12 protein-coding genes and 1 tRNA gene are annotated in these 13,100 nt (G+C 71.8%); 3 read left to right on the top strand and 10 right to left on the bottom strand.

What is annotated here, in order from left to right:
* Positions 1 to 963 (bottom strand): helix-hairpin-helix domain-containing protein, encoded by a 963-nt coding sequence (locus ACP7BP_RS13775; RefSeq protein WP_426245289.1) that lies wholly within the window; start codon positions 961 to 963, stop codon positions 1 to 3.
* Between the two features lie 65 nt (positions 964 to 1,028).
* Positions 1,029 to 1,898, bottom strand: a complete 870-nt coding sequence (locus ACP7BP_RS13770; RefSeq protein ID WP_426245287.1) for a DegV family protein — start codon at positions 1,896 to 1,898, stop codon at positions 1,029 to 1,031.
* An 82-nt stretch (positions 1,899 to 1,980) separates the two neighbouring features.
* Between ACP7BP_RS13770 and ACP7BP_RS13765 the strand changes: the two genes are divergently transcribed.
* Positions 1,981 to 3,453, top strand: a complete 1,473-nt coding sequence (locus ACP7BP_RS13765; protein ID WP_426245286.1) for an AAA family ATPase — start codon at positions 1,981 to 1,983, stop codon at positions 3,451 to 3,453.
* A gap of 3 nt (positions 3,454 to 3,456) precedes the next feature.
* Here the strand turns inward: ACP7BP_RS13765 and leuS are convergent, their stop codons facing one another.
* Both leuS and ACP7BP_RS13755 read right to left on the bottom strand, forming a co-directional pair.
* Positions 3,457 to 5,937, bottom strand: a complete 2,481-nt coding sequence (gene leuS, locus ACP7BP_RS13760; protein ID WP_426245285.1) for a leucine--tRNA ligase — start codon at positions 5,935 to 5,937, stop codon at positions 3,457 to 3,459.
* Positions 5,938 to 6,120: 183 nt separating this feature from the next.
* Positions 6,121 to 6,501 carry a DUF4870 domain-containing protein gene (locus ACP7BP_RS13755; protein WP_426245284.1) on the bottom strand — a complete coding sequence of 127 codons (381 nt, stop codon included), beginning with the start codon at positions 6,499 to 6,501 and terminating at the stop codon, positions 6,121 to 6,123.
* A 96-nt stretch (positions 6,502 to 6,597) separates the two neighbouring features.
* Between ACP7BP_RS13755 and ACP7BP_RS13750 the strand changes: the two genes are divergently transcribed.
* A complete protein-coding gene (locus tag ACP7BP_RS13750; RefSeq protein WP_426245283.1) occupies positions 6,598 to 7,359 on the top strand; it encodes an SDR family NAD(P)-dependent oxidoreductase in 762 nt (253 codons plus the stop codon).
* Here the strand turns inward: ACP7BP_RS13750 and ACP7BP_RS13745 are convergent, their stop codons facing one another.
* The 6 genes from ACP7BP_RS13745 to ACP7BP_RS13720 form a co-directional block, all read right to left on the bottom strand.
* A complete protein-coding gene (locus ACP7BP_RS13745; protein ID WP_426245282.1) occupies positions 7,360 to 7,971 on the bottom strand; it encodes a hypothetical protein in 612 nt (203 codons plus the stop codon).
* 84 nt (positions 7,972 to 8,055) lie between these two features.
* Positions 8,056 to 8,128, bottom strand: a tRNA-Ala gene (locus tag ACP7BP_RS13740).
* A 69-nt stretch (positions 8,129 to 8,197) separates the two neighbouring features.
* Positions 8,198 to 8,827 (bottom strand): histidine phosphatase family protein, encoded by a 630-nt coding sequence (locus ACP7BP_RS13735; protein ID WP_426245280.1) that lies wholly within the window; start codon positions 8,825 to 8,827, stop codon positions 8,198 to 8,200.
* Entirely contained in the window at positions 8,817 to 9,194 is a 378-nt protein-coding gene (gene rsfS, locus ACP7BP_RS13730; RefSeq protein ID WP_426245279.1) for a ribosome silencing factor, read from the bottom strand. The genes ACP7BP_RS13735 and rsfS overlap by 11 nt, the downstream gene beginning before the upstream one ends.
* Positions 9,191 to 9,838 carry a nicotinate-nucleotide adenylyltransferase gene (gene nadD / locus ACP7BP_RS13725; protein ID WP_426245277.1) on the bottom strand — a complete coding sequence of 216 codons (648 nt, stop codon included), beginning with the start codon at positions 9,836 to 9,838 and terminating at the stop codon, positions 9,191 to 9,193. Before nadD ends, rsfS begins: the two co-directional genes overlap by 4 nt.
* Before the next feature lies 1 nt (position 9,839).
* A complete protein-coding gene (locus ACP7BP_RS13720; RefSeq protein WP_426245276.1) occupies positions 9,840 to 9,992 on the bottom strand; it encodes a hypothetical protein in 153 nt (50 codons plus the stop codon).
* Between the two features lie 127 nt (positions 9,993 to 10,119).
* On the opposite strand from ACP7BP_RS13720, the gene ACP7BP_RS13715 reads away from it, so the two are divergent.
* Positions 10,120 to 13,074, top strand: coding sequence for a M36 family metallopeptidase (locus tag ACP7BP_RS13715; RefSeq protein WP_426245274.1), 2,955 nt, complete (start codon positions 10,120 to 10,122; stop codon positions 13,072 to 13,074).
* Positions 13,075 to 13,100: the final 26 nt, after the last annotated feature.

The raw sequence follows: 13,100 nt of genomic DNA, 5'->3' as shown, positions 1-13,100 counted from the left end.
TCAGATCGTCACGTGCGGGACGAGCTGCTCCAGCGTCGCGTCGCCGATCCCGTCGACCTCGAGCAGCTCGTCGACGGAGGTGAACCCGCCGTGCTCGGTGCGCCAGGCGATGATCGACCCGGCGGTCACCGGACCGATCCCGGGCAGCGTCTCGAGCGCGGCCTGGTCTGCGGTGTTGATGTTCACCAGGGCCGCCGGGGCACCCGGCGTGGTGCCGCCCGGGTCGGTGGAGGCCGGGGTGCCCGGCGAGGCGACACCCACGAGCACCTGCTCACCGTCGACGAGGGGCCGGGCCAGGTTGAGCGAGGTCAGGTCGACGCCGCGCCTGGCGCCGCCGGCCGCCTCGAGCGCATCGACGACCCGCGAGCCGGTGGGCAGCACCGCGATGCCGGGGCGGCGCACCTTGCCCGCGACGTCGACGGTCACCTCGGCCGCCGCCTCGCCCGGCCCGGACTCCGCTCCTGCCTCTGGAGCTGCCTCTTCTGAAGCTGTCTCGCCGGGCGCCGCCGACGCCACACCGGCCTCCGCCTCGGACACCTCGACCCACGGCTCCGCCACCTGAGGTGCCTGGACCTCCTGCGGGTCGGAGCGCACCAGCCACCAGCACGTCAGGGCCAGCGCGGCGCACAGCACCAGCGCCACCACCGTCACGGCTCCGTGGCTGAGCGAGACCCGCCCCCGGAGGGTCTCCGGCACCAGCTCGGCCACCCTGGCTCGCCCGCTGGGGCGCGCGTGCCGCCCGGGCATCGGCACAGCCGGCACCCCGCGCTCCGAGGCCTGGTCCCAGGGCGCCTCGTCGAGGACCGCCCGGATCCGCGTGTGCGGGTGCACGGGAGCCGAGCCGGGGCTGGCATAGGGGTCGGCATCGGGGTCTGGCCGCACCGTCGCGAGCTCGGCGGAGAGCAGCGCGAGCCGCCGGGTCACGGCTTCCTGGTGCTCCGGGCTCGGACGTCGACTGCGCATGGCTCGACCCTAGGAACCTCCACCCCCGGGCCGCGACCCCGATCCGGACTGCTGTGGATAACCCCTCAGCCGACGTCCAGCCGCGGCGCCACGCACGCGGCGACCATGCCGGGCCCGACGTGTGCCCCGAGCACCGCACCCAGCTCGTTGCACCACACCTCGCGCCCGTAGAGCTGCTGCTCGAGCCGCTCGGAGAGCTTGGTGGTCAGGTGGCCCGCGCGCTCGGCGCTGGCCAGGTGCGCCACCCAGATGTCGACCTGCTGGTCGCCGGCCGCCTCCACGACGAGGTCCTCGAGCCTCGCCAGCGCCCGGGCCGCGGTACGCACCCGCTCGAGGTTGGCGACCCGGCCGTCCTCGACCCTCAGCAACGGCTTGACCGAGAGGGCGCCACCGAACAGCGCGGCAGCGGCACCGATCCGGCCCCCGCGACGGAGGTACTCCAAGGTGTCGACGTAGAAGAAGGACGACGACAGCGCGGCCCGCTCCCGAGCGGTCTCCGCAGCGAGCTCGGCACTCCCCCCGTCAGCCAGTACGGCGGCGGCGGAGATCGCCGCGAACCCGGTTGCCGCTCCGACCTGCATGCTGTCGACCGGCAGCACCGGGATCGGCGCCTGGCGCGCGGCCAGCTGGGCCGACTCGAAGGTGCCGCTCATCTCGCCCGACAGGTGCACCGACACGACCGACGAGAAGCCGTCGGCCGCCGCCTTCTCGTAGATGCCGAGCAGCACCGCCGGCGCGGGTCGTGAGGTCGAGACCGGCACGAACGCCTTCAGCGCCTCCGCGACCATGGCCGGCGTCGCGCCCCCCGGGCCCTCGTCGTACACCTTGGCGCCGATCACCACCTGCAGAGGGACGACCACGATGCCGTGCTCGGCGGCGGTCTCTGGCGGCAGGCTGGCCGTCGAGTCGGTGACGACCAGGGTGCGCTCGGGCATGGCGGCAGGCTACCGGCGCCCGGGTGCCACGACGAGGTCTCTCCTCTAGGCTGCCGTTTCGGATCGACACCTCGGGGGACTCGTGACCACCAGCTCGCACATCACCGCCGGCGACGGCGCGCCGACGCCCGTCGAGACGGACGGCGCACCCGAGCTCGCCGACATCCGTCGCTTCGGCCGCCACCTGGTGAGCAGGTTCGTGGCCCAGGCCCGTAAGGCCGACGCGCGGACGTTCCGATCACTGGTCGGCGAGCACCTCGGGTCGGCTGTCGACGAGCTGCCGGTGGTGCAGGAGACGTGGCCCGACTACGAGCACGTCAACGTGCAGGCCGCACTCGACGCGTGGGCGGCGCGACCCGGTCGGGCCCAGGACATCATCGGGATCGCGAACTTCCGCCACCGCGAGCTCGGGCTCGCCGACCTGCTCGCCCAGGCGCACCACGACCCCTACAGTCCGATGCCAGGCAACGTCACCCGGGTGAGCCTGGCCGTCGGCCCCGACGGCGAGACGCGCGACTGCCTGCGCGCCGCCATCGTCCTGCTCACCGACGGTGACGACCGGCTCGCGCTGTTCTTCCGCGGACCCGAGCGCGAGTCCGACCAACGTGGCACGACCCTGGAGATCGTGGGGACCGACCACGCGACGGCGCGCGCCGTGGGGCAGGAGCTGCGGCGGCTGACCCTCGAGCTCAATGCCTTCCGAGGTCAGGTGGTGTCGTTCGGCCGCAGCGTCTTCGGAGAGCGCGCCTCGATCCTGCGCTTCCACCACCGGCCGCAGGTGTCCGGCGACGATCTCATCCTGCCGGCCTCCACCTTCGACGACGTACGACGTCAGGTCATCGGCGTCGCCCGCAACCGGGACCGTCTCCGGGCCGCCGGCCAGCACCTCAAGCGCGGGGTGCTCCTCTACGGGCCGCCAGGCGTCGGCAAGACCCACACGGTGCGCTACCTCGTGAGCCAGCTGGCCGACACCACCATCATCGAGCTCACCGGCGAGACGCTCGGCGGCATCCGGGAGGCGTGCTCCATCGCGCGCAGCCTCCAGCCCTCCATGATCGTCGTCGAGGACGTCGACCTGATCGCCCAGCAGCGCGACCACTACAGCGGCGAGACGCCGTTGCTGTTCACCCTGCTCAACGAGATGGACGGACTCGTCGAGGACGCCGACGTCGTCTTCCTGCTGACCACCAACCGCGCCGACCTGCTCGAGCCGGCGCTCGCCTCCCGGCCGGGTCGCGTCGACCAGGCCGTGCACATCGACGTGCCCGACCGTGCCGCACGCCGGCGCCTCATCGACCTCTACCGCGGCAGGCTGCGCCTCGACGGGAGCCGTCTCGACGACGTCCTCGACCGCACCGACGGGGTCACGGCGTCGTTCCTCAAGGAGCTGCTGCGCCGGGCCGCGGTGATAGCGGCCGACCGCGACCCGGACGACGAGGGAGAGCTCGCCGTCTCGGGCGACGACCTCACCCAGGCCCTCGACGACCTGCTCGACACCCGCAACCAGTTGACGCGTGCGGTGCTCGGCTTCGAGCGGCCGGCGACCTCCGAGTGAGCCCTAGACGACGATGTTGACCAGCTTGGGCGCGCGCACGACGACCTTGCGCACCTCGGCTCCGTCGATCGCGCGCACCACCGCCGGATCGGCCAGCGCGGCCGTCTCCAGGTCGGCGGCGCTGATGTCGGGAGAGACCTCCAGCCGGGCCCGCACCTTGCCGCGCACCTGCACGACGGCCGTCACGGAGTCCTCGACCAGCAACGCCTCGTCGACGACCGGCCAGCCGGCGCGCGCGACCGTGGGCTGGTGACCCAGCCGCGCCCACATCTCCTCGGCGGTGTACGGCGCCACCAGCGACAGCATGATCGCGACCGCCTCGACGGCCTCGCGCACGGCCGGGTCGGCCGGCCCGCAGCCCGAGTCGATGGCCTTGCGAGTGGCGTTGACGAGCTCCATGACCCGGGCCACCATCACGTTGAACCGGTGACCCTCGATCAGCTCACCGCCCTCGTGGACGGTCCTGTGGGTGACCTTGCGCAGCGCGACGTCGCCGCCCCCGGGCGGCGTACCGGCAGGGGACGAGACGTCACCCGACAGCCGCCAGGCGCGCTGCAGGAACCGCAGCGACCCGGCCGGCGACATGTCGGCCCAGTCGATGTTGTCCTCGGGCGGGCTCGCGAAGACCAGCGTCAGCCGCACGGCGTCCACGCCGAACTCCGACAGCTGCTCCCCCAGGCTGACGCCGTTGCCCAGCGACTTGCTCATCTTGCGGCCCTGGTTGATGACCTTGCCCTGGCTCAGGTACGCCGAGAAGGGCTCGTTCCAGGAGATCAGGCCCATGTCGCGCAGCGCCTTGGTGAAGAAGCGCGCGTACAGCAGGTGCAGGACGGCATGCTCGTCGCCGCCGATGTACAGGTCGCACGGACCCCACAGCTCGGCCAGCGCCGAGTCGAACGCCTGGGTGTCGTCGTGCGGCGACAGGTAGCGCAGGAAGTACCACGACGAGTCGACGAAGGTGTCCATCGTGTCGGTGTCGCGCTTGGCCGGGCCGCCGCACACCGGGCAGGTGACGTTGACCCACTCCTCCGCCCCGCCCAGCGGGGAGACGCCCTTCGGCTTCAGGTCGGCGCCGCGCAGCTCGGGCAGCTCCACGGGCAGCTGGTCCTCCGGGACCGGCACCTCGCCGTCGACCGGGCAGTGGATGATCGGGATCGGCGCCCCCCAGTAGCGCTGCCGTGACAGCAGCCAGTCCCGCAGCCGGAAGTTGATGGTGCTGCGGCCCAACCCCTGGCGCTCCAGGAACGCGATCGCCGTGGACTTCGCCTCGTCGATCCCCATCCCGGACAGGTCGATCTCGTCGTTCGCGGAGTTGATCGCCGGCCCGTCGCCGGTGAACGCCTCGCCCTCCCAGTCGGCAGGCGGCTCGACGGTGCGGACGATCGGCAGGTCGAAGGCCTTCGCGAACTCCCAGTCCCGCTGGTCCTGGCCGGGGACGGCCATGATCGCGCCGGTGCCGTAGTCGGCCAGCACGTAGTCGGCGGCGTACACCGGGATGCGGGTGCCGGTCAGCGGGTTGGCTGCGTGCACGCCCAGGAAGACGCCCGTCTTCGGCCGGTCGGTCGACAGCCGGTTCATCTCGGTCTCCTTGCGGACCTCGACCAGGTAGTCCTCCAGCGCCGGACGCTGCTCGTCGGAGACCAGCTCGCCGGCCAGCGCGGCGTCGGCGGCGACGACCATGAAGGTCGCGCCGAACAGCGTGTCCGGCCGCGTGGTGTACACCGTGACCGGCTCGTCGCGTCCCTCGACGACGAAGTCGACGTGGGCGCCCTCGGACCGTCCGATCCAGTTGCGCTGGGCGTTGATCACCTTGTCGGACCACGTGGGCTGCAGGTCGTCCAGGCCGTCCAGCAGCTCCTGGGCGTACTGGGTCGTCCGGAAGTACCACTGCGTCAGCTCGCGCTTGGTGACCTCGGCGCCGCAGCGCTCGCACATGCCGTCGACGACCTGCTCGTTGGCCAGCACCGTCTGGTCGCGGGGGCACCAGTTCACCGGGCTGTTCTTGCGGTAGGCCAGCCCTCGCTCGCGCAGCTTCAGGAACAGCCACTGGGTCCAGCGGTAGTACTCCGGGTCGGAGGTGTGCAGGCGGCGCGACCAGTCGAACGACACGGCGTACTTCTTGAACGACTCGAACTGCGTCTCGATGTTGGCGTACGTGTACGTCGCGGGGTGCTCGTTGTTGCGGATCGCGGCGTTCTCGGCGGGCAGGCCGAAGGAGTCCCAGCCCATCGGGTTCAGCACCTCGTAGCCGCGCTGCCACCAGTAGCGCGCGATCACGTCGTGCAGGGCCGTGACCTCGGCATGACCCATGTGCAGGTCACCGCTCGGGTAGGGGAACATCGTCAGCGCATAGCGCTTCTCACGCGGGCTCGCGTCGTCGGCGGTGAAGGGCTGCAGCTCCTCCCAGACTGGCTGCCACCGGGCCTCGACCTCTCGGACGTCGTACGACTGGGGCTCGTCGCGGGGTTCGTCTCGCTCGCTCATCTCATGTCCTTCGTGTGCTGCTCCGCAGCATGGCTGTGGGCTGGGCTGGCTCGGCGCACAAAAAAGCCCCTCGGACACGAGGGGCAGCCGCATCGACGTGTGCGTGTCGATGCGGCTAGCTAAGAAGCAGGCGCTGCGTCATGCACACATGCTACCGCGCCCGCTCCCGATGTGCCGTGCCGGTCAGCGCACCATCCGGGGCGTCATCGGCGGGTTCCACCACTCGCCGCGGTGCGCCTTGACGGTGCCGAGCAGGTGCAGCACGAACGCGAACACCAGCGCGATGCCGTAGGTCACGAAGCCGATCAGCACGAACATCAGCGGGATAGAGATCAGCAGCACGATGCCGGTGATGATCTGGACGTTGAGCGAGTTGGCGGCGTGCGCGCGCACGAAGGGGCCGCGGTCCTTGTAGAGCAGGTAGATCACCAGCGAGCCGACGAAGCCGAGCAGGCCGGCGCTGAGCACCATCGCCACGAGGGGTACGCCGTGCGCGACGGCGCCGAGGGTGCGCTCCTGGCCGGGCGAGACGGACGGGGCGGTGGCGTACGGGTTCTCACTCATGCGACCAGCCAACCACGCCGTGGCCCCCGGCCCAAGGGGTCTCGGGGTTCAGCCAGGGTCCGATCAGGGCCGCGAGGGGCCTGCCATGATCGGCCCATGACCGTCACCGACATGTTCCGTCTCGACGACAGGGTCGCCATCGTCACCGGTGCCTCCAGCGGCCTGGGCGTGGCCTTCGCGCAGGGACTGGCCGAGGCCGGGGCCGACCTGGTGCTGGGCGCCCGGCGGGTCGACCGGCTCGAGGAGACCGCGGAGCTGGTCCGGGCCGCCGGGCGGCGCGTGCTCACGGTCGCCACCGACGTCGCCTCGGTCGACGACTGCCAGGCGCTCGTCGACGCGGCGATAGCGGAGCTCGGCCGGGTGGACGTGCTGGTCAACAACGCGGGCGTCGGCACCGCCGTACCCGCCACACGGGAGCAGCCCGACGAGTTCCGCCGGGTCATCGACGTGAACCTCAACGGCTGCTACTGGATGGCCCAGGCCTGCGGTCGGGTCATGCGGCCCGGCTCGTCGATCGTCAACATCTCCTCGGTGCTCGGCATCACCACCGCCGGCCTGCCGCAGGCGGCCTACTCCGCGTCCAAGGCCGGGCTCAACGGGCTCACCCGCGACCTGGCCCAGCAGTGGACCGAGCGCAAGGGCATCCGGGTCAACTCCGTCGCGCCGGGCTTCTTCACCTCCGAGATGACCGACACCTACCCCGACGGCTACCTCGAGCTGGCGATGCAGCGCGTGCCTGCGCGCCGCAAGGGCGACCCGGCCGAGCTCGCCGCCACCGTGGTGTTCCTCGCCTCCCCCGCCGCCGGCTACATCACCGGCCAGACGATCCCCGTCGACGGCGGCATGACGATCGGCTGATCAGCGCAGCCGCCTCGGGTAGCGCAGTGCCTTCGACAGCACCGACCTGTCGCTCGCCGCGCGACCCCAGCCGGCGGGACCGTAGGAGTCGAGGTAGGTCACCGCGACCAGCTTCACCCGCCCGCGCAGCCGCAGGCAGGCGGCCGGCATGGTGACCGACAGGATGCCCTTGGCGAGGTTGCGCGTACGACGAGCGCGCGGGCACCGGGTAACGGCACCGTCCGGGCGGACAGCGCGTACGCCGCTGCTGAGGTCGAACACGACGGCGTACGCCACGAGCCGGGGCGGCTTGCGCTCGGGCGAGCGCCACGCCTCGACGACCAGCCCCTGGCGATAGGCGGCATCCGTCTTCCGGGCCTGCTGGATCCGCGCGCGGACCCGGAGCCGGTCCTCATGGCGGAGCCGCAGGTGGGACCACTCGGTGCGCTTCAGCTCCACCTCGATGCGACGGGTCCCGTCGGCGTCGGCCGCGCCGAACATCACGTCCGGCACGGGGTCGGCGATGGAGAACGACCGGACGGTCGTCACCCCTGCCGAGGCGGGAGCGGCGGGTAGCGCGGTGGTCGGGAGCAGTGCCGCCAGCACGAGGGCGGCGACGCGGCGGGACGTCATCCGGCCAATCTCTCATGCCCACCCGCCCACGCCCGGGAACGACGAAGGCTCCCCGTCTCTCGACGGGGAGCCTCGTGTCTCCGGTGGAGCTGAGGGGACTCGAACCCCTGACCCTCTGCATGCCATGCAGATGCGCTACCAGCTGCGCCACAGCCCCGGATCGTCGCCCGCTGGGCAACGAGTGAGAATGCTAGCCAATGGTCGGGCGGCCCGCGAAATCGGGGGGTCACGCACCCGCGTTGTAGCTCACCAGACGCCGGCTGCCGCCCTGGCCGGAGTCGTCGACGGCCGCCCAGCGGCAGTTGTCGAGACCTCGCAGCGACGCGGCCAGGGACTCGGGCCAGCCCAGCCACGCGAGCACCGCGACCTTGAGCGCGGCGCCGTGGGCGACCACGATCCCCGTCTCCCCGGCGCGGAGCCGGGCGAAGGCATCGTCGAGGGCCGGCAGGAAGCGAGCGAGCACGTCGCCGAGCGACTCCCCGGCGGGTACGACGTCGTAGGCGCCCGCGCGGAACGCGGCGTACTCGTCGGGATGCGCCGCGGCGTACTCCGGCATCGTCATGCCGGTGCGCTCCCCCAGGTCGAACTCGCGCAGCCGGGGATCGGCGCTGGCCGTCAGGCCGCTGGCTGAGGCCACCTCGCGGGCGGTGTCGCAGGCACGGGCCAGGTCGGAGGAGACCACGAAGGCGGGTCGCAGCGCCGCCAGCACCGGCGCCACGGCGCGCGCCTGCGCGACCCCCACGTCGTCGAGCCCGATGTCGGCGTGGCCCTGGGCTCGTTGCTCATTGTTCCAGGCGGTGCGGCCGTGGCGGAGGAGCAGGAGGGTGCGAGTGGTGTCGGGTCGCTCAGCGCTCATGCGAGACGACGTCGGCGGGCAGCTTGATGCTGGGGCAGTCGCGCCACAGCCTCTCGAGGGCGTAGAACTGCCGCTCCTCCTCGTGCTGGACGTGGACGACCACGTCGCCGTAGTCGATGAGGACCCAGCGCCCGTCGCGCTCGCCCTCCCGGCGGATCGGCTTGGCGCCGATCTGGCGGAGCTTGTCCTCGATCTCGTCGACGATCGACTTGACCTGACGGTCGTTGGTCGCGGACGCAAGCACGAAGGCGTCGGTGATCGCGAGCTGCTCGCTCACGTCGAAGGCGATGATCTGGGTGGCGAGCTTGTCGGACGCCGCGCGGGCGGCGGCGTGGACGAGCTCGATGGCGTGGTCGGTGGCGGTCATGCCGGGATGTCTCCTGCAACCGGGGCGGGCCCGGGATAGAGGTGGTGCTTGGCGATGTACTGGACCACGCCGTCGGGGACGAGGTACCACACCGGCTCGCCGCGCTCCTTGCGCCTGCGGCAGTCGGTGGAGGAGATGGCGAGAGCCGGGATCTCGACCATTGTGACCCGCTCGGCGGGGATGGCGTCCAACGTCTTCGCGTCCATCTCGTAGCCGGGGCGCGTGCAGCCGACGAACTGGGCGAGCTCGAACATCTCATCGGCGTCGCGCCAGGTGAAGATGTCGGCCAGCGCGTCGGCTCCGGTGATGAAGTAGAGGTCCGCGTCGGGCAGCTGCTGCCTCAGGTCGCGGAGCGTGTCGATGGTGTACGTCGGCCCGGAGCGGTCGATGTCGACGCGCGAGACGCGGAAGCGTGGGTTGGCGGCCGTGGCGATGACCGTCATCAGGTAGCGGTGCTCCGCCGGCGACACCGACTGGTCCGACTTCTGCCAGGGCGCGCCGGTCGGGACGAACACGACCTCGTCGAGGTCGAACCACGCCTGGACCTCCGAGGCCGCCACGAGGTGGCCGTGGTGGATCGGGTCGAACGTGCCACCCATCACCCCGATACGGCGGGATCGGGACGGAGCCGGGGAGGCTGGCACGTCAGCTGTGCTCGCGCCCGCCGCCGAAGACCACCAGGGCACCGAGCGCAGCCAGCAGGAGGCCCAGGGCGATGCCGCCCACGGCGTACGGGGACAGGGCGGGGTCACCGTGCTCAGCAGCGGCGGCCACGATGGAGACGGCACTCAGGGTCATGGCGCACACCCTACCGAGCAATCGCATCCTGATCCGTCCAGGGCCTTCCCAGCGGCAGGGTGGCGGGGGTAGAACGTGATCTTCATCACTCTCGGCTGGCGACGCCGTCGCCTGGAAGGAACCACCGATGCTCCGCAGATCTCGGGTCGGAGGAGTCGGCGCTGCCCTGACGGCGCTCGCTCTCGCAGCCACACTCTCGCCTCTCGCGTCCGCTGCCGGCTCGGCCGGCGCAGCCCCACCGACCTCGGCTCCACCGACAGATGCCCATGCCGCGGGCTTCCAGGGTGAGGGCTCGACGGCACGCGACAAGGACGTCCGGACCAAGCGCGTCAGTCCCGACGCCACCCAGAAGTCGGCCGTCGACGCCCTCGACGCGACGGCGCGCTGGAACCGGCTGGGCACGCCCGCGGTCCTGATGGCCACGGACACTCCGCTGGCCACCGGACTGCCGGCCAAGCCGGAGGCGGCCGCACGCGCCTTCCTCACCCGCTCCCGCGAGCTGCTCGGGCTCACCGCACGCGGTGCGGAGTCCGTGGAGACGCTCACGACCCGGCCGCTGGGTGAGAATGCCTCGGTCGTCGTGCTCCGCCAGCGGTTCGGCGACCTGGCCGCCGGCGTCGACGGGATCGTCTCGGTCGGCGTCCGCGCCGGGAAGGCCCTCTACGTCAGCTCGTCCCTGGCCCGCGACGCCGCGCCCCCGGCGCCCGCCTCGCTGACCGCTGCCGACGCCGAGCGGATCGCCGCCCAGGACGCCGGCATCGCCGAGCCCGTCGTACGCCGTACGACCCAGGTCGCCGTACCCATGCCGGGGGCTCCGGCCCGGGCGGCCTTCCAGGTCGTCCTCGGGTCCGAGGCCGACGCGGCCACGGCCTTCACCAGTTACGTCGACGCCCGCTCCGGCGAGGTGCTGGTGCGCGACGACCTGGTCGACCACGACAGCGACAACCCGGAGTGGGAGGTCTTCCCCTCCTCTCCTCCGCAGGACTACAGCTCCGCCGACACCCGCATGACCTGGTGCTGGCTGGCGGCGGCAAGCTGCGACGAGGTCGTCGCCACCTCGGCGTCGCCCCTGCCGTGGGACGTGGACCCCGCGACCGGGCAGCCGACGCTGACCACTCGTGGCAACAACGCCATCGCGGTGCACAACCTCAACAGCAACGACGCCTTCTCGGTCGGCACCGAGACCGCCACCCCCTCGCCGACCCGCGAGTACGACTACCCGTGGACCAACCAGTGGTACGAGGAGTCCTGCAACCCCGAGGCGTTCAGCTCACCCGAGCGCGCCGACGTCGACGCGGCCCGCGCCAACCTGTTCGCGATGCACAACCGGATGCACGACTGGTCCTACCACCTCGGCTTCGTCGAGAGCACCTGGAACATGCAGCTGGACAACGGCGCCAAGGGCGGGCTCGGCGGCGACTACGAGCAGGGCAACGCCCAGGCGGGCGGCATCTCCGGCGGCCCGCCCACCTTCGCCGCGCGCGACAACGCCAACCAGATCACCCCGCCCGACGGCGTCGCGCCCATCACCAACATGTACATGTGGCAGCCGATCGCGGGCTCCTTCTACGCCCCGTGCGTCGACGGCGACTACGACATGTCGATCATCGCCCACGAGTACGGCCACGCCATCACCAACCGGATGGTCGCCGGCCCGGACGGCGGGCTGAGCTCGCCCCAGGGCATGAGCGAGAGCTGGGGCGACCTGTTCGCCATGGAGTACCTCAACGAGCACGGGTACGCCGACGCCGGCGCCGCGGCGTACACCGCCGGCGCCTACGCCACCGGTGACAAGGTCGCCGGCATCCGCAACTACAACATGAGCCGGAGCCCGCTCAACTACACCGACATCGGCTACGACCTCACCGGGCCGCAGGTGCACGCCGACGGCGAGATCTGGTCGGCGATCAACTTCGACATCCGGCAGGCCTTCATCGGCCGGTACGGCGCCGGGGACGCGGCGCTCAACAAGTCCTGCGCTAACGGCCTGACGCCGGTCTCCGGGTGCCCTGGCGCGCGGCGTTGGATGCAGCTGGTCTTCGACTCCTTCCTGCTGATGGCCAACAGCCAGGTGAGCCAGGTGGACGCGCGCAACGCGCTCATCGCCGCTGACCTGCTGCGCTTCAACGGCGCCAACCAGGACATCTTGTGGAACACGTTCGCCCGGCGCGGGCTGGGCGAGGGGGCGACGAGTGCGGGCCACAGTGACCCGGACCCGGTGCCGAGCTTCCGCTCCGCCTACGCGAACGAGGCGACGGTCACGTTCGCGCCCCGCAGCGACAACGGCAAGGTGGTGCGCAACGCCGATCTCTACGTCGGCCGCTACCAGGCCCGCGCGGTGCCGGTCGCCGACACCGACCCGACGACGGCGCTGCCCGACCGGGTGGAGATGGTGCCGGGCAGCTACGAGTTCACGGTGCGGGCTCCCGGCTACGGCCACGCCCGGGTCGCGCAGACCGCGCTCGCCGCCGGAGCCGACCGGAGGCTGGCCCCGCGGATGTCCGAGAACCTCGCGTCGACGACCAACGGGGCCTCGGTCGAGGGCACCGGCATAAACCTCGACCGCCTCGTCGACGACGAGGAGGGCACCCAGTGGGCGGCACTCGGGGCGCCGGTGGACGAGCAGCACGTGATCGTCGATCTGGCCGGGAGCAAGAAGCAGGACGTGCGCCGGGTGCAGGTCAGCGCCCACCTGCGTCAGGCCATCCCGAGCGACCCCGACAACGGCACCCAGAGCCGCTTCTCCGCGCTGCGGCAGTTCGAGGTCCTGGCCTGCTCGGTGGCGCGGGGCGTCGACTGCGACGAGGAGGACGAGTTCACCCGGGTGTTCGTCAGCCCGGAGGACGCCTTCCCCGCGACCGCTCCGCGGCCGCGGGCGCCCGACCTGATCATCAGGTCGTTCGACATCCGGCGCACCAAGGCGACGCACCTGTGGTTCCAGGCAGTCACCAACCAGTGCACCGGGGCGCCCGACTACGCCGGCGAGCAGGACGCCGACCCACGGGCCACGTCGGACTGCACGACCGGCAGCCCGCAGGCGCTCAACGTGCGAGCCGCCGAGTTCCAGGCGTTCGGACGCTGAGCGCAAGCTGACCGCCGTCTCGCGGT

Source organism: Nocardioides sp. LHG3406-4 (assembly GCF_049897745.1).
Lineage (GTDB): Bacteria > Actinomycetota > Actinomycetes > Propionibacteriales > Nocardioidaceae > Nocardioides.
The sequence above is the reverse complement of the archived record's forward strand: the minus strand, read 5'-3'. Positions and strand labels throughout refer to the sequence as shown.